At 42.5% G+C, this 20,133-nt stretch carries 15 protein-coding genes; 11 read left to right on the top strand and 4 right to left on the bottom strand.

Translation table 11 applies throughout. From position 1 onward, the window contains the following. Positions 1 to 14 precede the first annotated feature (14 nt). The 9 genes from AC1DU2_RS17440 (at position 15) to AC1DU2_RS17400 (ending at position 13,539) form a co-directional block, all read left to right on the top strand. The gene (locus AC1DU2_RS17440; RefSeq protein ID WP_477385549.1) at positions 15 to 1,136 is read left to right on the top strand and encodes a FecR family protein; all 1,122 of its coding nucleotides are present in this window, start codon (positions 15 to 17) and stop codon (positions 1,134 to 1,136) included. 163 nt (positions 1,137 to 1,299) lie between these two features. Continuing rightward, positions 1,300 to 4,737, top strand: a complete 3,438-nt coding sequence (locus AC1DU2_RS17435; RefSeq protein WP_477385547.1) for a SusC/RagA family TonB-linked outer membrane protein — start codon at positions 1,300 to 1,302, stop codon at positions 4,735 to 4,737. A gap of 11 nt (positions 4,738 to 4,748) precedes the next feature. After that, positions 4,749 to 6,218, top strand: coding sequence for a RagB/SusD family nutrient uptake outer membrane protein (locus AC1DU2_RS17430; protein WP_477385545.1), 1,470 nt, complete (start codon positions 4,749 to 4,751; stop codon positions 6,216 to 6,218). 11 nt (positions 6,219 to 6,229) lie between these two features. Further along, positions 6,230 to 7,078: a DUF4843 domain-containing protein gene (locus tag AC1DU2_RS17425; RefSeq protein ID WP_477385543.1), complete on the top strand. Its 849-nt coding sequence runs from the start codon at positions 6,230 to 6,232 to the stop codon at positions 7,076 to 7,078. 17 nt (positions 7,079 to 7,095) lie between these two features. Beyond that, entirely contained in the window at positions 7,096 to 8,508 is a 1,413-nt protein-coding gene (locus AC1DU2_RS17420) for a PKD-like family lipoprotein (protein ID WP_477385541.1), read from the top strand. A gap of 16 nt (positions 8,509 to 8,524) precedes the next feature. Then, a complete protein-coding gene (locus AC1DU2_RS17415) occupies positions 8,525 to 9,478 on the top strand; it encodes a hypothetical protein (RefSeq protein ID WP_477385539.1) in 954 nt (317 codons plus the stop codon). A gap of 26 nt (positions 9,479 to 9,504) precedes the next feature. Continuing rightward, complete coding sequence (locus tag AC1DU2_RS17410; RefSeq protein ID WP_477364555.1) at positions 9,505 to 10,452, top strand: hypothetical protein; 948 nt, start codon at positions 9,505 to 9,507, stop codon at positions 10,450 to 10,452. A gap of 160 nt (positions 10,453 to 10,612) precedes the next feature. Continuing rightward, a complete protein-coding gene (locus AC1DU2_RS17405; RefSeq protein ID WP_477385537.1) occupies positions 10,613 to 11,764 on the top strand; it encodes a redoxin domain-containing protein in 1,152 nt (383 codons plus the stop codon). 104 nt (positions 11,765 to 11,868) lie between these two features. Then, complete coding sequence (locus AC1DU2_RS17400; RefSeq protein WP_477385535.1) at positions 11,869 to 13,539, top strand: trypsin-like peptidase domain-containing protein; 1,671 nt, start codon at positions 11,869 to 11,871, stop codon at positions 13,537 to 13,539. A gap of 114 nt (positions 13,540 to 13,653) precedes the next feature. Here AC1DU2_RS17400 and AC1DU2_RS17395 read toward each other — a convergent pair whose 3' ends face one another. Both AC1DU2_RS17395 and AC1DU2_RS17390 read right to left on the bottom strand, forming a co-directional pair. Next, complete coding sequence (locus AC1DU2_RS17395; protein WP_477385533.1) at positions 13,654 to 14,571, bottom strand: helix-turn-helix domain-containing protein; 918 nt, start codon at positions 14,569 to 14,571, stop codon at positions 13,654 to 13,656. 92 nt (positions 14,572 to 14,663) lie between these two features. Beyond that, on the bottom strand, positions 14,664 to 15,431 hold the full coding sequence (locus AC1DU2_RS17390) for an SDR family NAD(P)-dependent oxidoreductase (protein WP_477385531.1): 768 nt from the start codon (positions 15,429 to 15,431) through the stop codon (positions 14,664 to 14,666). A 199-nt stretch (positions 15,432 to 15,630) separates the two neighbouring features. On the opposite strand from AC1DU2_RS17390, the gene AC1DU2_RS17385 reads away from it, so the two are divergent. Further along, entirely contained in the window at positions 15,631 to 16,449 is an 819-nt protein-coding gene (locus tag AC1DU2_RS17385) for an SDR family oxidoreductase (protein WP_477385529.1), read from the top strand. Between the two features lie 86 nt (positions 16,450 to 16,535). Continuing rightward, the gene (locus AC1DU2_RS17380) at positions 16,536 to 17,447 is read left to right on the top strand and encodes a helix-turn-helix domain-containing protein (RefSeq protein WP_477385527.1); all 912 of its coding nucleotides are present in this window, start codon (positions 16,536 to 16,538) and stop codon (positions 17,445 to 17,447) included. Positions 17,448 to 17,537: 90 nt separating this feature from the next. Here the strand turns inward: AC1DU2_RS17380 and AC1DU2_RS17375 are convergent, their stop codons facing one another. Both AC1DU2_RS17375 and AC1DU2_RS17370 read right to left on the bottom strand, forming a co-directional pair. Beyond that, positions 17,538 to 18,020, bottom strand: a complete 483-nt coding sequence (locus tag AC1DU2_RS17375) for a Crp/Fnr family transcriptional regulator (RefSeq protein ID WP_477385679.1) — start codon at positions 18,018 to 18,020, stop codon at positions 17,538 to 17,540. A 727-nt stretch (positions 18,021 to 18,747) separates the two neighbouring features. Beyond that, positions 18,748 to 20,100 carry an SIR2 family protein gene (locus tag AC1DU2_RS17370; RefSeq protein WP_477385525.1) on the bottom strand — a complete coding sequence of 451 codons (1,353 nt, stop codon included), beginning with the start codon at positions 20,098 to 20,100 and terminating at the stop codon, positions 18,748 to 18,750. Between the last annotated feature and the right edge of the window lie 33 nt (positions 20,101 to 20,133).

Here is a 20,133-nt window from a genome sequence, read left to right as displayed (position 1 = left end):
AGAAATCTGTTTTTATGGATAAAGATCATTACAAAGAGCTTGTAAAACGGTACCTGGAGAAAAAGTCGACCGACGAAGAATTGGAAGTTTTTTTTCACCTGGCCGAAAAAGGCGAACTCGACCAATACCTTTCGGAATCGATGGACGAAGAATTGGGATCACCGGGAAAAGAGGAGGAAGGTAATAAGGTTAAAAAATTACATCCTGCGAAATTATGGATGCCTATAGCTGCGTCTGTATTAATTTTATTATCGCTCGGCTTTTATCTGCTTTTAAATAAACAGGATGTTAAGCAAACTAATATGCAGGTAGCTAATATTCCGCCTGGTGGTAATAAAGCTTTCTTAACCCTTGCAAACGGCAATAAAATTATACTTAACAGTGCCAAAAACGGCAATATAGCTACACAAGGCAATGTAACCGTGCTTAAAGTTGCCGATGGACAACTTAGCTACGCTGCGAAAGGAAAAGAAGATACTGAGGCAGGTTTTAATACGATAACAACCCCCAAAGGCGGTCAATACCAGCTTATTCTGGCAGATGGTACCAAAGTTTGGCTAAACGCAATGTCGTCCCTTCGTTTTCCTGCTGTATTTAAAGGCGTAGAACGGCAGGTGGAATTGACGGGCGAGGCTTACTTTGAAGTGGCCAAAAACAAGGCCATGCCATTTATAGTTAAATCGGGTTTTCAAGCCGTGCGGGTACTGGGTACCCATTTTGATGTAAATGCATATACTGATGAGAGCAGTATTAAAACAACCCTGCTTGAGGGCTCTGTCGAAGTTAGTAACCAATATGCTAAAACCATTATTGCGCCCGGGCAGCAAAGTGTATCCGGAGATCAGGGTGGTTTGCTGAAAAGAGAGGTAGATACTGAAAAAGAAGTAGCCTGGAAAAATGGCATTTTTTCTTTTGACGGCGATGATCTTAAAACAATTATGCGCCAGGTATCACGCTGGTACAATGTTGATGTAAGCTACTCAGGAACCATCTCTGATGAGAAATTTCATGGCGAAATTTCCAGGTTCAGCAATTTAAGTGATGTGTTAAAAATCCTGGAGCTTTACCAGGTACATTTCGAACAAAAAGATAACAACCTTATCGTATCCTATAACCCACATTCAACTAATGATTAAACTAAACCCTAAAACGAAAAATCGCCTATGATAAAATCATACTAAAAACCTCCGCAAAAAGAAAGAAAAGCCGAAAGACGCTAATCTCCCGGCTATCAAAAAGGCAAGCAGTAAACTTTGACCGGTGTCCTGCTTAATTATCACCTATTTCTAAATCAAAAGTATGAAATTAAAATTTCTTTACCCTCTTCTTTGCTTATTACGGGGGTTAAAGCAAAAACACGCTATCATCAAACTAACTACAATATTTGTATTCATTTGTGCCTTACACTTATCTGCGGCGACTTTTGCGCAAAATGTAACCATCAAAAGGCATAATGCATCGCTCGAAACTATTTTTAAAGACATTAAAAAACAAACAGGGTATATGTTCTTTTACCCGGAAAAGATCAGCCTGAAACAAACTCAGGACATTGATATCGATAACACCTCCCTGGAAATGGCTCTAACGACCTGTTTAAAAGGACTCGACCTGAATTACACCATTATCAATAAAACCGTTGTGATCAGTCGCAAGGTTCCTGAAAAACGTGCTCCGGGTGCCGCAACAGGCAGCTTTGCCGTTCCTGTAATTATCCAGGGCAAAGTGATCGACTCGGTGGCAAATATTCCGTTAATCGGTGTTAACATCAGTGTAAAAAATAAAGCCCAATACACCCAGACTAACGCCAGCGGGGAGTTTACGTTAAGTGTTTTGCAGGGCGACGTATTGTCATTCTCATATGTTGGTTACCAAACTAAAGAAGTAACCATTAAAAATGGCGGGTATCTAAAGATAAACCTGTTATCTAAAAACAGCACCATTAGCGATGTGGTAATCACCGGTTACCAGGTTATTAAAAAAGACAACTATACAGGTAGTGCCATTGTGATCAAGGGCGACGACTTACAGCGGGTAAACCCTCAAAACCTGATTAAAAGTATAGCAACCTTTGACCCTTCACTAAGAATTGCGGATAATAACCTGCTCGGATCCGATCCTAACTCTTTGCCAAAGATCACCGTTCGTGGTTCAACCACTTTGCCATCGGTAAATGGCGAAATCATTGATCGAAATAACCTTTCAAGCGCCTATAATCTGCCTGTTTTTTTATTGGATGGATTTGAGGTTTCTTTAGAAAAAGTGGTGGATTTGGATATGAACCGCATCTCGTCGGTAACCATTCTAAAAGACGCTGCTGCAACTGCAGTATACGGCTCAAGGGCGGCAAATGGCGTAATTGTAATTACAACTAAAGCGCCAATACCGGGTAAACTGCAGCTTTCATACAACTACCAGCTTACAGTACAAGCGCCAGACCTTACCGGGTACCACGTATTAAACGCTGCCGACAAACTACAATACGAAAAGCTTGCAGGCTTATATAGTGCTGTGAATAACACGGCATCAAGCCAGGATCAGTTAGATAATGAATATTACAGCAAACTGCGCAATGTAGTAAGTGGGATAAATACCTACTGGTTATCACAACCGCTTATTAATTCATATGGGCATAAACATTCACTATATGCCGAAGGCGGCGATTCAACCTTCAGGTACGGTATCAATTTACGGTATCAAACCAATCCAGGTGTAATGAAAGGGTCGTCACGTAACCAGTATACCGGCGGAATGAGTTTCTTTTACAATCCCAGCCGCAATGTTTTAATAAAAAATGAGGTTACTGTAAGCCAGGTGAACTCTGTTGTATCAAAATACGGCGATTTTTCTACTTACGTAAGTATGAACCCTTACTATCCTATAAAGGATGCAAACGGCAATTACATCAGGGAAATAGCCAATTGGGTGATAGACACCCATTATAATGATCCAGTAAACGGCCAATATAGGAACGAACCTGTTTATAATCCGTTATTTGAAGCCAGCCTGGGTAATTTCAACAAGTCGGCATACCTGGAACTTCTGGATAACATTTCAATCGATTGGAAGATTTTTAAAGGCTTGCGGTTAATTGGTTTAATGAGCGTTACCGATACCAAACAAACCTCAGATGCATTTGTATCGCCCTTAAGCAATAGCTTTTTTTACGGCCCCACTGCCGATATTCAAAACAGGGGCAGTTACGATTACGTGGCTAACAACTCTTTAAAGCTTGACGGTAACTTAAGGTTTGTTTACAATGCGCAACTTGGCGATCATTCCGTAAATGCCACTTTAGGTTCAAATATCACCTCGGCTACTTCAAGTTATAAAGCGTTTGAGGCCCGCGGTTTTTCAAATGACAAATTTACCAACATTGGTTTTGCCCGTACTTATGCGCCCGATGCAGCGCCAGGTGGGGATGATGCTGCAAGCAGGTTGATAGGCTCCTTTTTTAGTGGTAGCTATTCCTTCAAAAACAAGTATTTGTTTGATGCTACGTTCCGCCTTGATGGTTCTTCGGCTTTTGGTTCAAATCAACGTTTTGCACCTTTCTGGGCTACCGGTATTGGTTGGAATATGCATTATGAGGATTTTATTAAAAACAACTTTCCATCTATTTCAAGATTAAAAATAACGGCGTCAACAGGTATTACCGGCTCTGTTGATTTTCCACCATCGTTGTCCAATACCACTTATACTTATCAAACATCAAACTGGTACTCAACAGGTGTTGGCGCAACGGTTAACGGGTATGGGAACTCCGACCTCAAATGGCAAAAAACCAACAATTTTGATTTGTCATTGGAGTTAGGCTTATTTAAAGACCGCATTGTACTTAATCCCCATTACTATTATAAACTTACCAAGGGCTTACTGTCTGATATCAACATTGCACCATCTACAGGTTACAGTACTTATAAAGCCAATTTAGGTGATATGGGCAACCGTGGTTACGAGCTTTATTTAACTGCGAATGCTTACCGGTCAAAAGAATTGAACATCAATATCATCGGCAACTTATCGCACAATACCAATAAAATTGTTAAGATATCTAACGCGTTAAAAGCTTATAACAAAAGTGTCGATGATTACCAGTCAAACGCCAGTAACGGTGTACAGGGTACCCCTTTGTTGCGCTTTGCAGAAGGTCAATCCATCAATACCATCTGGGGTGTAAAATCATTAGGTATCGATCCTGAAAACGGTAAAGAGATCCTGGTTAAAAGGGATGGCTCCTTAACTTACACTTATGATATTGCCGATACACAACCCATTGGCGATTCTGAACCAAAGGTTGAAGGGTACATAGGCAGCAATATCACCTATAAACAATTCTTGCTGAGTTTTACTTTTCATTACAGATTTGGCGGCCAACAGTTTAACCAAACCTTGATTGATCGGGTTGAAAACGCTGATCCTCGTTTTAATGTGGATAGCCGCGCCCTGGCACAAAGGTGGCAGAAACCCGGCGACGTGGCCTTGTATAAAAACATTGCCGATCTGGGTACGTCTTATGCTACCTCGCGCTTTGTGCAAAAGGAAAACACTTTCGATCTTCCTTCTTTCAATCTATCGTACGATATCAAAAAAAGCATTGCCAAAAAGATAGGGATGCAAATGGTTAGGGCTACGCTTACGGTCAACGATGTGTTCCATACATCAAGCATTGAAACGGAGCGGGGTATTACTTACCCTTATGCCCGCAGTTTAACATGTTCAATACAAGCCACATTTTAATAATGACTAACATGAAAAAATATTTATACACCATAGTGGTTATCATGTTGCTTACATCATGCAAGAAGTTTTTGGATGTTAAGCCGCAGTCACAAATCAATAAGGACGATCTTTTTACTACAGAACAGGGATTTAAAGAGGCCTTAAACGGGGTTTATACACTCTGTGCTTCTTCATCATTATATGGTGGCACCCTAACCTTTACCAATGATATACTATCGCAGAACTACCAGTTTAACAACGTAATTCTGCAATCTACCGCCAATTTTAATTATACCCTTGGCGGTGTGGTATCAAAAAACGACAACACGTGGTCGTCGGCCTATCGTGCAATAGCCAACTGTAATTATATCCTGGCAGCTATTGACGATAAAAAAGGACTGTTTGCCGATAAGGATTACCAATTGATTAAAGGCGAAACCCTGGCATTAAGGGCTTACCTGCATTTTGATATACTCCGCATGTTTGGTCCATCGTATAAAGTGGGGCCAAATATAAAAGCGATACCATACGTTACCACCGTAGGCGTTACCAGTACGCCGTTTTCGACTACTGCCGACGCAATCACGAAGATCATTGCCGACCTTACTGCGGCAAAAACATTGCTGATGTCTGATCCTATCATTTCATCGGCTTATGTAATTGGCTATCCATCAACCGTTGGTAGTACCGAAACAGCAAGTAATGATCTGTTTTTGCAAAACAGGCGTCATCGGCTTAATTATTACGCCGTTTGCGGCGAGTTGGCCCGGGTTTATTTGTATAAAAGCGACCAGGTTAACAGCCTTGCCAATGCATTAGAAGTTATCAACGCTAAAAGATTCCCTTTTACAGACCAGGACGATTTTTTTAATAGCGACATTCAGAAAAAGGACAGGATCTTTTATAAAGAGCTAATTGCCGCCTGGTTTATTGACACTAAAGGCATTAACGGCCAGCTTCAAAGCCTGTTTACTGTAAGTAACCCGCTTTACAGTGCCACGGTTGACCAGGTTAATGACATTTACCAGGTAGGCCAGGATGGAGCCGAAGACTGGCGCTATAAGCAATGGTTTTTATCAACCGCGGCCACTACAGGTGGTCCAAACCGTGCTGTGTTGCAAAAATACATCACCAATCTTGATCCCGAACCTAATCTTCATCCATTGGTTGCACCGGCTATTCGCCTAAGTGAAATGTATTATATAGCTGCCGAAGCAAGCTACGACACGGACCCGGTTAAGGCGATAGGCTATTATAATACCATAAGGGCAAAACGTGGAATAGGCAACACGCTTGTTGATATACCTGGCAAAGATGCGTTCATCGATTTACTGCTTGCCGAAGCCCGCAAAGAGTTTTACGCCGAGAACCAGATGTTTTATATGTATAAACGCTTAAACCATGCGGTAGTGGTGTCATCAACACAAAACATACAGCCATCAAATGGGGTGTTTATGTTCCCGTTGCCACAAGATGAACAGGCTTACAGAACCAACTAAAAGAAACAGATATGAAAAGAAATATATTATTTGCCTTTCTTATTTGCGCGGCCCTGGCCAGTTGTAAAAAAGAGACTTTAACTACATATAATGCACCAGGTGGCAAGGACAATATTTACCTTGGATATGCCAATACCGATAGTGTGGTTTATTCCTTTGCTTATAACCCAACCCTGAATCAGGATACCGTTTGGGTGCCTGTAAAAATATCGGGCAACAGGGTTAACCATTCCCGCAACTTTGTGTTGAGCGTGGATGTGGCCAATTCGTCGGCTGTGCGGATACTGCATTATCAGCCACTAAAACCGTCATATACCATGCCTGCGGATTCGGGTACGGTACATGTGCCGGTTATTATTTTAAATACGGATACAGGCTTGTCTAACTATTCGGTGAAACTCGCTATCCAGGTTTCGGGTGGTACAGATTTTTCGTCAAACCTGCCGCTGGATATCCGTTCCAAGCAAATTGTTTTCTCCAACAGGTTAGAGGAACCCGCATGGTGGCCATATTGGGGACAATTAGGAGGTTACAGCAGGGTAAAGCACCAACTGTTTTTAATTTCATCGGGCACTACAGACCTGGTACAGCTTAATCCACAGGTTGATCCTAATTATTTCTTATATATCCCCCGCGATTTGTACTACATCAACAATATGCATGAGTTTTTGATAGACCCTTTTAACTGGATCAAGCAAAACCCAAGCAAGGGATTTGTACTTACTCCACGGAACGATAATACCGGCGATTATGATTTTTATAATCAAGCGGCGCCCAATAAAAAGTTCTGGCTCAAGTACTTCCCAACGGTTAAGCAACTCATTTTTATGGATGAGAATAAAAATCAGATTCTGATATAACAATTAATTAAAAAGCAATGAAGTACAAAATATTATATATACCTATGATGATTGCCTTGTTCTTTTGCTCCTGCAAAAAGGATTTGGGTAACTATAAGTATAATCCGCCATCGCAGCCTATTGTGGTGAATTTTACCGATGGCACGTTTAATGCACTGGTTGGCGATACCCTGCGACTTGAACCCTATGTACAGTTTGATGGTGCCGATTACCTGAAAGATCTTTCCTATCAATGGGACATTTACGTTGATGAAGACGCCCGTACAGATACTTATACCGGCTATCCGCTTGCAATAGTATATAAACTGCCGCCAAAGTTGCGTAACGCTAAATTAACGGTTACCGATAAACGTAACGGCATCAAGTACTTTTTCCCGTTCAAAATCCAGGGTAATACCCAGTTTTCAACCGGTACAACAGTATTAAGTGTTGATAATGGCGTTACTAAGCTCTCGTTTATAAAACCCGACAGATCTGTATTAAGCAACCTTTATTTTTCGCTCACGGGCGAAAACCTGCCGGCCAATCCAATACAGTTGTTTGCCAAGCCTCTGGCTTATCAGCCCGGTACGGCCGAAGATTATTGGGTTATTTGCCAGGACCCAACCAAAAATAGCGTTACTATTGATGGCAATACCATGCTAAGGAAAAGGTATTTTAATGAACAATTCTTTGTTGCACCTGCTACCATAACCCCGCAGGGTTTTGAAGCCTCAATGGGGGTACCAACAGGTGTTATCAATAATAAGCTTTATTTGTCCATTACTTCAACTGCGCCGTTTGCACCCGATTTTGGGAAGTTTTCAAACCCGCAATCCGGAACATACACACTATCTAAGTTTTTTACCCGTACGCCCGGTTACTTTTTTGGGTTCGACTTAACAACCAAAGCCTTTGTTTCTTTTGATGGCGGCGGTAACTATATGGGAGCCGACTATACCGTAAAAGGCAAAGCCTTTAGCCCGCTTAACACGGGTATGACCGACCTGGTGTTTATGCTGGCACAGCCGGGGCAGTCTTACGCTTATTTCAGGGATACCGATGGCAAGATCTATGAGCTTTCCTTTTATATCGATATGGACGATTATTCGCAACGGGCTATAGAAACCTATTATAAGCGGGAATTTAAAGCAGAGGCGTATGTAAAAGCCGATACCAAATGGCAAAAATCGGCGGTTGATATCTTCTACTTCACCTCTGATGATAAAATATATCGCTACAATCCCTTAAATCAGGATTTGCGGACTTTGGATGCCAGCATGGGCGGCAAAAAAGTAAGCATGATAAAGCTAAGTGCGGATGGTAATACGCTTACAGCCGGTGTGGCCGGGAGCCTGTATACCCTTGATGTTAGTGTAGGTAAAAACGGTGTTATAATTAAACAGCTTGATGGCATTCCCGGCTCGCCGGTTGATATCGTGATCAAGTAAACAAAAAATTAAGATCATGAAATTTTTAAAAAACATATTCTGTGTTTCGGCTGTGCTTTTGCTTTTTTTGGCTGCTTCATGTAAAAAAAATAAACAAACTACCAATGTGATACAAAATGATCCCCCGGGATCACCGCCTAAAACCTGGCAGGAGCACTGGGGAGGGCCGCACACATTTTTGCTGAACCGGGTTTATTTTGATAGCGATGTAGCGGTATACTATGATCCGTCAATGGATAAATCGGTAACCTGGCCTTACAAAACCATGTCAGATACCTGGAAGTATGTTAAAAAAACGTATGGGGCTTTCGGCGATTCGGCCAGGCTATACGTGGTTTTACACGGGATATCTACGCCATTTGAAGAAATTCTTGGCGGTGGCCATCCGGCATCTTATTTTGATGAAAGCCATGACTATCGCAATGCGATAGATTGCGGGCTGGGCGATTGGAAATATCCTACAGGCCAGCAAATAGGGATTCCTATTCATGAAACGGGTCACATTGTTTGCGGCGCTAATAATGGGGTAAAAGGTTCTCCGTCGGATGTGTTGTGGGGTGATAGTAAGTTTATGGAAATCTACAATTATGATGTGCTCATGAACATCGGCAGGCAGGATGAGGCCGCAAGGGTATATGATCAGCTTAAGGCACAGGTGGATACCTTTCCCCGTGCCGGCTCGCAATGGTTTAAGAATTGGTTTTACCCCATTTATGCGAAATATGGCCATGCTGCTGTGCTTAGCAAATACTTTAAGCTGCTGGCTGCCAACTATCCTAAAATACCAAATCCACACGGCGCAGAATATACCCAGAATTTAAATTGGGGCGAGTTTGTCCATTTTTGGAGCGGTGCTACCGGCGATAACATGAAAGCCCAGGCAACTTTTGCCTTCGGCTGGACTGATGAGTGGGAGCAGCAATTCAGGCAGGCCCAAAAAGATTTTCCTAATGTGAAGTACACGTATTAGATTTTTAATAACAAGAAATTATAACAATGAAAGCCATTAATAATTTGAGCATATTAATATGCCTGGCATGTCTTGCCTTATTAAGCGCCTGTAAAAAAGACTTAGCTAAAAGCACAGGGATAGCTTATGGGGGGGCGCCGCCAAAAACATGGCAGGAGCATTGGGGTGGCCCACATGTTTACCTGTTAAAAAGAGTGTATTATGACGCTGACGACGCCATTTACTATGACGCCAATATGGACACTACGGTTACCTGGCCATACAAAACAATGTCGAAAGTTTGGCAATATGCCAAGAAAACGTATGGTGCTTTTGGCGATTCATCGCGCCTATATGTGGTATTACACGGTATAGTAACCCCTTTTGATGAAGCGTTAGGAGGCGGTCACCCGGCATCGTATTTTGACGCCAGTCACGATTACCGTAATGCTATTGATTGCGGCCTGGGTGATTGGTCGACCCCAACGGGGCAAATTATCGGCATCCCGGTACATGAAACCGGTCACATTATTTGCGGTGCCAACAACGGCGTACAGGGCTCGCCCTCTGATGTGCTTTGGGGCGATAGTAAGTTTATGGAGATATATAACTACGATGTACTGATGAATGTCGGGATGGAGGATGAAGCCGGCCGTGTATTTACGCAAATGCAGTCACAGTATGATAATTTTCCGCGGGCAAACTCGCAGTGGTTTAAAAACTGGTTTTACCCTATTTATACAAAATACGGCCACGCGGCAGTGTTGAGCAAGTATTTCAAGTTGTTGGCTGCAAATTTCCCCAAAAAGAAAAATGCCATCGGCTATGAATACACCCGCAACTTAAACTGGGGCGAGTTTATTCACTTCTGGAGCGGAGCCGCCGGTGTAAACCTAAAAGCGCAGGCTACCCTGGCATTTGGTTGGAGCATGGAGTGGGAGCAGGAGTTTAAAAATGCGCAGGAAGATTTTCCTGCTGTAAAATACCCTTATTGAAAACTAAAAATCAGTAATAGTTAGCTTTTGGAAAGGCCGTCAAAAAAGCTCCCGGCAAGCAGTTTCGGTGAGAACGAAATATTGTCGACGGAAAGCGTTGGCGGCCATCCATTAGTTTGTTTAAAAAAATATCAAAATGAAACATCTAAAACACATAAAAATGAAAAAAGGAATTTTAATGATTCTTACCGCTTTGGCACCATGCCTGGCATCGGCCCAAGCAACCAACAATTTTACAATTACCGGTCATATCGGTACGCTAAACGCGCCAGCCAAAGCTTATCTTGACTATATGGATAACATGGACAATGGTGCAAATCATACCGATTCGGCATTGGTGGTTAACGGTACTTTTAAGTTTACCGGTCATAACTCGGGCTATGCTACTGCACGTATGGCGCTATCTCACGATGGCAGCGGTAAAGACCGGGCTATTTACATGCCAACTTCCGACGTGATCTATATTTACTTTGGTAAAGAAAATGTTGAGATCACCTCTAAAGATTCGCTGGCCAATGCTGTTTTCACCGGATCAAAAGTTTATGACGAGTTCCAGGCATACGTAAAAACCACTGGTGGCACGGTAATGCAGTTTGCAAAAGAAGCCAACGCCGAGATCAGCAGCTCGCCGGAATTACAAAACGACCAGGAGTTTGTAAAGGAAGTAGGCGAGCGGTACCATAAAAAAATGGACGAGCATTTTGCTAAGCAAATCCAGTTTGCAAAAGATCATCCTGATTCTTACTTCGGTTTGGTGGGGTTGTCTGAAGGTATAGGAAATAAATTCGATCCTAAAACAGTTAAACCTATTTTCAATTCCCTCAAAAAAGAATACCAGTTAACAGATGCCGGTAAGGAACTAAAACAACGTATTGAGGCAATGGAAAACATTGTTATTGGCGCGCAGGCCCCGGCATTTACTCAAAATGATGTAAACGGTAAACCGGTTTCTTTAGCCAGCTACAAAGGTAAATATGTGTTGGTAGATTTTTGGGCAAGCTGGTGCTCGCCATGCCGCGCCGAAAACCCTAACCTGGTTGATCAGTATAAAATATACAAAGCCAAAGGTTTTGAGATCCTTTCTGTATCCCTCGATAGCGATCACGGCAAGTGGGTAAATGCCATTGCTGCCGATAATCTTACGTGGACCCACGTATCAGATTTAAAGGGTTGGAACAATGCCGTTGGCCACCTATATGGTGTAAGGGCAGTACCGCAAAACTTTTTACTTGATAAAGATGGTAAAGTAATAGGTGTTAACCTGATAGGAGAAGAACTAAATAAAAAACTGGCCGAAACATTTAAAAACTAATTTAAAACCCAGGCTATACAACAATGCAAGGTTTATGATTTGCTTTGAAAATTGTATACCTGGGTTTTTAACACATACCCGATGTGCAATCTTATAAACAACTAATGAAGAAATTTCATTTCGTTTTCCTGGCAGCTGTGTTGCTAACGCAATATGCCTATGCTCAGCAAAACAAACCCAACAAAACCGAAGAAGCGTTGAAAGCGGGTATTCAAAAAGCTTACCCGGCCTGTGTACGTATGTGGAGTTACGATACATCGGCCAATAAGCGTACCGGCGGGCAGTTTAGCGGGGTTGTGGTGGATAAAGATCGCCATATCCTAACAGCCGCGCATGTTACCTGGCCCGGCCTTACCTATAAAGTAATGTTCCCCGATGGGAGAGAGGCCATTGCTGTAGCTTTAGGTAAGATAGAATTAGCAGCCGATAAAGCCCGCCCCGATGTAGCAATAATGCAGATCGTTACCAAAGGCGACTGGCCATATGCCGATATGGGGAGTTCAACCGCGCTTATCATATCTGAACCATTAATCAGCATTGCCTATCCCGAAACTTTGAACCAGAACAAACCTACCATAAGATTTGGTCATGTAACCGAAGCGAGAAATAGCCGTGGATTTATCAAATCAACCTGTATGATGGAACCAGGAGATTCTGGAGGCCCGTTGTTTGATCTTTCAGGAAAAGTAGTTGGTTTGCACAGCGCGATAGAAGTTCCTGAAGATGCCAACTACGATGTACCGGTTGATCTTTATAAAAAATATTGGAAAAGCTTAATGCTCCCAACGGTTTATCATGCGTTGCCCGATAGCGTGCTGGTATCTGTTACGCCTGTTAATAAAAACTTGTTTAAAGAGCTTCCCACTGCTAATTCATCAAAACATACCGGTACCTGTGTAGCTATCCGCAGCAGTTTTAATGGTGTTAGCCAACAGGCTTTAGGTGCGCTTTTTTCTGTTGATGGATTGCATTTGAAAAAAATTAAAAGCCATACCATCATTGTAAGTAAAAGTTCCATAGTAGCTGATGCACCGATGGTGATGATAGGCAAAAAAATGGTTGGCGCTACGGTTATTTCCCGTGATAAAGAAAACGACCTTGTACTTTTAGCGCTTGCCGCTGATATTAAGGGAGGAATAAGCTATCAGGCAATACGAAAAGATACATCGTCTGATTTAGCGCCTGGCACCTTTTTGCGCTCGCCGCAGCCCGACACTGCAGACATTACCGGAGTTTTGGGAAGCAAGCTGTTTTTGTTGCCAAAGGTAGTAAATGCAGGTTATCTTGGTGTATTTGTGGGTGATAACAACGCGGCTGCATCTGCTTTATGGATAAAGCCACTTTCGCCCGCGGCCCAAAATGGTTTGCTTGCAAAAGACGAGGTAACCGAAATAAACGGTTTAGCCATACCTACCGCAGGTGATTTTAAAGTTGAGATGCAAAATCACTGGCCGGGAGATACCTTAACGTTAAAGGTAAAAAGAGCAGGCGCTTTGTTCACTAAAACTTTGGCGCTTGGCACTGTCCCCGCGATACATTTTGACCACCCGGCAGAATTGTTTACAGGTGGCAAAAGCGGCAGGAGGGATGGTTTTAAAGAAGTATTTGCACATGATTCAAGGCTAACTCCCCAAAGGTGCGGTGGACCGGTATTTGATAACTATGGTCGTTTTTATGGTGTTAATATAGGGCGATACAGCAGGGCAGTTAGTATTGCGGTACCATCAAAAACAGTTTGCAAATTTATTGCCGATAAACTTGAGATAGCGTTTTAATGAGCGTCGTTTGGTTGGAAATCAAAATAGCCAGCGGCCTTATTACTGGAAGAAACAAAAAGTGTCGTGCCCGTTGCCGAATATTCACTACCATTGATTCACTCATCTAAAAAATTAATTAAAAGTTTGCCTGAACTGTACCGGCGAAAGCCTGGTCTTGGTTTTAAAAAGTCTGCTGAAGGATTGGGAATGCTCAAAACCTAATTGATAGGCTATTTCACTAATGGTAAGGGTAGTAGTAGAGAGCAATTCTTTAGATCGCCCGATCAACTTTTCATGGATATGCTGCTGTACGTTCAGTCCGGTGAGCGAACGCAGCATATCACTTAAATAGTTGGGTGTATAGTTTAACTGCTCTGCCAGGTATTGTACAGTAGGCAAACCCCGATTGGCTGGCTTATCTTCCTTGAAATAAGCGTCGAGCAATTCTTCCAGTCGCTGTAGCAGATCACTGCTGGCTGCCTGCCGGGTCAGAAATTGTCGTTTGTAAAAGCGCCTGGCGTAACTCAATAGCAATTCTATCTGTGCGATAACTACTTCGTGGCTAAAATCGTCTATCCGATTGCTCAATTCTTCCTGGATAATGGTAAAAACAGAGGAAACGGTACACCTTTCCTGCTCAGAAAGGTGCAGGGCCTCGTTTGAAGCGTAGGAAAAAAATCCATATTGTTTGATCTTAGCCGCGAGCGGATAACCATGGAGGAAATCCTGATGAAAGATCAAAGAATAGCCCTCGTTTCCCTTGTAAATCGCTGTGCTTCCTACAATCTGATTCGGTGCTGTAAAAACCATACCTCCTTCGTCAAAATCATAAAAGCCCTGGCCATATCTGAATTTACCGCCTAATTTATTTATAAAGGAGATCTTGTAAAGCGTTGTTACGTAGCTAACCGGCAGGCGGCTTAGGTTGATCCGTTCATCCCTGGTATCCAGTAAACTGATCAGCGGATGAGCAGGCCCCGGGATACCGAGCAAACGGTGTATTTCCGTTATCGATCCGAGTTTAACAAGTTTTGGCATGTCGTTTTTCATGTTGAAAGATAATAATTATGACCGGATGCTGTTTCAGCTTCCGGTCATAATTGATTTGTAAATAAGAATACTTTGGTGCCGAATAAGCGGAATTACCAGGGCAGTGGACCGTCGGGGCCGGTAAAGCCGCCAGTGGGGCCGTCTGTTTCCAGGGCTACCCTAACCGGCTCACGCGACCCGACTTCCAGGCTGTCGGTTCCCTGGAAATTATTCAGTGCAGTAGCTGTATAGCCCGGACTGGTAGCGTTCACTTTGATATTCTCCTTTTCAAGCTCCAGGGCAAAGGCAAGTGTAACCGCGTTAAGTGCAGTTTTAGAGGCAGCATAAACAATACCGAAATGTTCTCTTGCCCAGCAAGCCGGGTCAGCTATCCAGGTGAGTGAACCCAGCCCGCTTGATACATTGACTATGCGTGCAGCCGACGATTTACGCAGCAAAGGTAAAGCAGCCTGTGTTACGGCTATAACGCCGAAAACATTGGTTTCCCATACGGTGTGCACTTCGTCCAGCGATACATTAACGGCACGCCCGGTGCTCATAAGTTCTTCCGGGTTTTTAGGAGATGTTCCGCCATGTGATATACCTGCGTTATTCACCAGCAGGTCGAGGTGGCCGTGTTCGTTTTCAATGCGCGCTATTGCTGCATTGATGCTTTGTTGTTGCGTAACATCCAGCTGTATGGCCTTTGCATTTTGCCCGATCGCAGCGGCTGCTTTCTCCCCGTTTTCGAGTTTACGCGAGCCTACATACACTGCATAACCGTTAGCGGCAAGCGCTTTGGCAATTTCGTTACCCACACCCTGGTTGGCGCCGGTCACTAAGGCAACCGGTTTGTTCGCAGATGTTATTTGATCTTCCATAAGATTTTGATTAACTGTTATGAAACAAATGTCTGCGTTTGATTTTATGCAGCTGTAACCGAATCAAGGAGAGTTGTAACCGAAATGAATACTTCTTTACCTGGTTTAGCGAACCGTAATAAGTATACAACTTACCGCAATTTGTGTTATCTGCCGCTATCAATTTACGCTGACCTTTACCTCATCAAATAATTACAACATGAAAAACACAATTTTAATTACCGGTGCAAGCAGCGGTATAGGTAAAGCCACAGCTATATTGTTTCAGGAAAAAGGTTGGAATGTGATAGCTACCATGAGAAATCCCGAAGGTGAATCAGAACTTAAAGACCTGGATAATGTGGTGCTGACCAGGCTGGACGTTCTTGATCTTGATAGTATTGAACTTGCAATAACTGAAGGTATTAAACAATTCGGAAAGATTGACGTCATTGTCAATAACGCAGGGTATGGCGCATTCGGACCGTTGGAAGCATTTTCAAGGGAAAATATTACCCGCCAGTTTAATACCAATGTGATAGGGCTTTTGGATGTAACCCGTTCGATATTGCCTCACTTTCGCAGCAATAGAAGCGGCGTAATCGTCAATATATCGTCTATCGGCGGCAAGATGGCTTTCCCCCTGGGTGCCTTATATCATGGTACCAAATTTGCCGTAGAAGGGATATCAGAGGCTATGAGCTATGAACTGGAACAATTCGGTGCGAAAATTAAGATCGTTGAACCTGGCGCCATCGCTACAGATTTTGTCGGCCGTTCGCTTGACTTCAGTAACGATGAATCGTTGACTGAATACAAAGGTATTGTGGAGAAAGTAAACGAAGGAATGCCTGCCTTCTTTGAGAACGCTTCTCCTGCCCGCGTAGTTGCCGAAGTTATTTACGAAGCAGCAACAGATGGCACCAATAAGCTGCGATACACAGCAGGAGAAGATGCAAAAGAAATCGTTGCCCAACGCAAGGAAGCTGACGATCAAACTTTCTTGCAGGGAATCAAAGGCTTGTTTAAACTTGATTAGTATAAGGCACACAGGGTTGCTGCAATGCTGCGGCCCTGTGTTATTGCCAAAAATCACTTAACTTTAAAGCTAATAGTCAATACGCCATGAGCATATCGCTTCATTTTTCCGGGATAACCGACGTTTATAAGTTCTTTAACTTAGATCAGACGCTTAAACATCCACTTGTTGCTGTGATCGACTTTAGCAATGTTGATGAGCAGGTGGCAGAAGATACCAGGATTTCCGGCGATTACTACTGCTTATTGTTTAAGCGGTATGATGGCAATAATGTAAAATACGGGCGTAAGGTTGTTGATTTCAATAACGGCAGCCTGATGTGTATGGCACCGAACCAGGTATTGGATCTGGAAGCCGACACTGGTGCATACACCGAAAAGGAAGGCTGGGGCGTGTTTTTTCATCCCGACCTGATCAGAGGAACCGGTCTTCATGATAAAATGAAAGACTATAGCTTTTTCTCTTATGAAGTGTGGGAGGCGCTTCACATGTCCGAAAAAGAGAAATACATCTTTTATGATTGCGTGCAGAAACTGGACAATGAATTACACGAGAATATAGATACGCATAGCCAGTCCGTCATTGTTTCCCATATCGAGCTGCTTTTAAATTATTGCGCACGCTTCTACGGGCGACAATTTATTACAAGAAAAGGTGTGAATAGTTCGGTCGTTATGCAAGTGGAAAAAATACTACGCGATTATTTTAGCAAGGCCGAACTTAAAGAGCAAGGCTTACCAAGTGTAAAAAACCTGGCAGATAAAGTCAATTTATCGCCGGGTTATCTGAGCGATCTACTTAAAAAAGAAACGGGGAAGAATGCGCAAGACCATATCCACTATTATTTAATCGAAGAAGCCAAAAACATCCTGGTCAGCACTGATAAATCAGTTGGTGAAATAGCTTACTTGCTGGGCTTTGAATACCCCCAATATTTTAATAAGCTATTTAAACAAAAGACAGGTAGAACACCTGTTGAGTTTCGCAACCTGAACTAAGCCATTCCGATCACAATTTTGCCAAACGATTCGCGATCGAAATGGTGCAGCCGGAAGCTGCGGGTTTATGCTTTCAGGTTTTGATCCTGGTCAATTTCTCTTTCCTGAACGAACCCGGCTGAGTGTCTCCTGCGTGATTTCCAGGAAGGACGCGATTTGACCGAGCGAGGCCTGCCGGGTGATTTTCGGAAGTTGTTTCAACAGCAGGCTGTACCGGTCCGCGGGCCTCCTGGTGCGGAGCAGGATGCCCCGTTCCTCCGATAGGATGTAATACTTTTCGGTTAATAGCCGGCCGTGATAATTATATTCCGGAAACTCAGTGTAAATGGTCTGTAGCTGGCCCCAGGTCATGGACAGTAAAACTGAGGATTCGAGTAATTCGATATTTTCTGCTGCCGGTTGCTGGGTATAAAAGCTGCGAACCGAGATCATTAGGTCCCCGGGTCCCATAAACCACGTGGTATGCTCCCGGCCGTCAGCATCCAGGTAGAAAGCCCTGGCGAAACCTTTACAGATAAAAAATATATGGCGCGAAATCTCGCCTTCGCACAGTAACCTGTGCTTTTTAGGTATCTTCTTACCGGCAATCTGTAATTGCTGGTAGTGGATAGTGCTGATAAATTTAACCTGCTCCAGGTATGCGTTAGTTTCCCTCGGCTCCGAAACTTTGATCTTCAGAACTTGGCTACCCTTGTTTAGTTGTTGACCTTTACATAATGCTTTAAGCCAAAAAGTATCTTATGCCTGTTAACAGCCACGGCAAGGCATACATTCGTGATACCGCCTTTTGCCTTTTTTTGATGGTGAAATGCACATCAAATGACTGCAATGTCTTCATCCTTTTACAGTTTTTATTGAATTAATGATTAATTACATCCTGAAACCCTCAGTTTTCAGGCCGCAAAAAGGGGCAGGAAAGATTTGCATGCAGTCTTTTTAAGTCTTTTTTGATCTGTATTTCAAGACTTAATTAACTGTTTAGCAGTTCGTTAATCCATAATGCGCCTAAAATTAAAAACAAATTCTTGAGGGCTGAAAAGTATCAGAATAAAACAAAAAACCCTCTAAATCAGCGATTTAGAGGGTTTTTACACTGCGAAAAATCGCATTTTGTGCGCCCACCTGGGCTCGAACCAGGGACCAAAAGATTATGAGTATTTTATTCGCTATTAGTAACGTGAGTGGAAAATCGTGTCCTACGATCTACAAAGGCTAATTTAAGACTATTTTGTGATTTAGTCAAGAAGTCGTTGTTACATATTTGTTACTTGTTAATTGTATTTTAGAGTTGTTTGACATTTTACCAATATTGATCTATGGTACGATTAGCGAATGAAACCAGAAAATCCGAAAACTTATCCTTTATAGCCAAAACCTTAAATAATTTGGAGAAATCCACATTGTCCGCCATCTTCTCATATAGCCCTGGCCCAAGTTCTCCCCAATTCGATAGAAAGTCCAGAGCAAACTTAAGATCATCAAAACCAGGATTGATTAGCGTGATTCGCAAATCTGGATTATTACGGCGAGCATTACGAATGATATCATTAACATGCTCATCTCCATAAGAATAACCTACAAGGTATAATTCTTGAGCCTCAAGGCAATCTCTGTCAAGCGCGGAAAAAAATTGTCGAAATGGTGAAATAGCAGTTTTTTGAACTTTTTGATAACCCGATATGATGTTGGTCAATAATAGTCGTTTTCCTTTCTCTATTTCAATTGAGGCGGCGGAGTTATTGATTACTCCCGGTAAGCATTTCAAGTAGCGATATCCTGGCAATTGGCTCGTGTTCAATTCTTCAACTTTCCAAAACTCAGAACCATGTAAATTATAATGACAAGCAACGGTTAAATCTGTAACAATTCTTTTTAGGTCAGTCTCTGCATAATACGGACTTGGGGCAGAAATTTCATCAAAACCGTCAAAGACTTCAAATCCTTCTTGCTGCAGCATTTGTCTAAAAATATCATCATAATTAAGCGTGTACATCCTCACTACCTTTCCCTCACCAGTGAAAGATTTTATCCAATGCTTAAAATTGACATTGTTTGCTATGTTGACATCTGCTTCAAAAACTTTATGCGTAGGTGTCGCATATGCGTATTTTGATACATGGCCGATGATACCTGACAATAATTCGTTAAGTAATAGTTCATAGTATTTGACATGGGGATCAATCTCGATTGATATCATTTCATTATCATGCAAAATAAAATCAGGAACAGTTAACTTATATAAATGAGACAGTTGATGAGGTGTTACCTCGAAATCATGCAGGTCTGCCAGAGTTTTGTCCAAATCGACCAAAGCATAAATATTTGTTTTCTCTTTCGAAGTTCGCGCCGACCAATATGCATATAAGTCCTCGATTACATTCAGAATAGTCTCGAAATTTACGTATGCTGTAGCATCTTTCTCTTTTAGTCGGTCGAATATCTTTTGTGTGATCCTTTCTCCTGTTTTAGTTTTGAAACCGATTACAAGCAACAAATGGGTTAGACAGCAAGGCCGATTATAGATATCACCTGTATTATGTTCGGGAATCTTGGTATATGCATCTCGCCAACACAGTGTAAGGGGCCCACCCCAGTCAAGTACGGCACCGGCGCCAAATAGGACTACCGTTTTTTCCTCTATTTGTGTACGCATTTATTTAATTAACTATTCTTATTATCATAAATA

It is taken from the genome of Mucilaginibacter sp. P4_C11, from assembly GCF_056402115.1.
Note: the sequence above shows the minus strand (reverse complement) of the source record. Positions and strands in the feature narration are given on the sequence as shown.

Bases quoted from the DNA above. Each gene is read 5' to 3' on its own strand.
- AC1DU2_RS17405 (WP_477385537.1), top strand. From the start codon at position 10,613: ATGAAAAAAGGAATTTTAATGATTCTTACCGCTTTGGCACCATGCCTG.
- AC1DU2_RS17370 (WP_477385525.1), bottom strand. From the start codon at position 20,100: ATGCGTACACAAATAGAGGAAAAAACGGTAGTCCTATTTGGCGCCGGT.
- AC1DU2_RS17410 (WP_477364555.1), top strand. From the start codon at position 9,505: ATGAAAGCCATTAATAATTTGAGCATATTAATATGCCTGGCATGTCTT.
- AC1DU2_RS17385 (WP_477385529.1), top strand. From the start codon at position 15,631: ATGAAAAACACAATTTTAATTACCGGTGCAAGCAGCGGTATAGGTAAA.
- AC1DU2_RS17435 (WP_477385547.1), top strand. From the start codon at position 1,300: ATGAAATTAAAATTTCTTTACCCTCTTCTTTGCTTATTACGGGGGTTA.
- AC1DU2_RS17380 (WP_477385527.1), top strand. From the start codon at position 16,536: ATGAGCATATCGCTTCATTTTTCCGGGATAACCGACGTTTATAAGTTC.
- AC1DU2_RS17415 (WP_477385539.1), top strand. From the start codon at position 8,525: ATGAAATTTTTAAAAAACATATTCTGTGTTTCGGCTGTGCTTTTGCTT.
- AC1DU2_RS17395 (WP_477385533.1), bottom strand. From the start codon at position 14,571: ATGAAAAACGACATGCCAAAACTTGTTAAACTCGGATCGATAACGGAA.
- AC1DU2_RS17440 (WP_477385549.1), top strand. From the start codon at position 15: ATGGATAAAGATCATTACAAAGAGCTTGTAAAACGGTACCTGGAGAAA.
- AC1DU2_RS17425 (WP_477385543.1), top strand. From the start codon at position 6,230: ATGAAAAGAAATATATTATTTGCCTTTCTTATTTGCGCGGCCCTGGCC.
- AC1DU2_RS17430 (WP_477385545.1), top strand. From the start codon at position 4,749: ATGAAAAAATATTTATACACCATAGTGGTTATCATGTTGCTTACATCA.
- AC1DU2_RS17400 (WP_477385535.1), top strand. From the start codon at position 11,869: ATGAAGAAATTTCATTTCGTTTTCCTGGCAGCTGTGTTGCTAACGCAA.
- AC1DU2_RS17420 (WP_477385541.1), top strand. From the start codon at position 7,096: ATGAAGTACAAAATATTATATATACCTATGATGATTGCCTTGTTCTTT.
- AC1DU2_RS17390 (WP_477385531.1), bottom strand. From the start codon at position 15,431: ATGGAAGATCAAATAACATCTGCGAACAAACCGGTTGCCTTAGTGACC.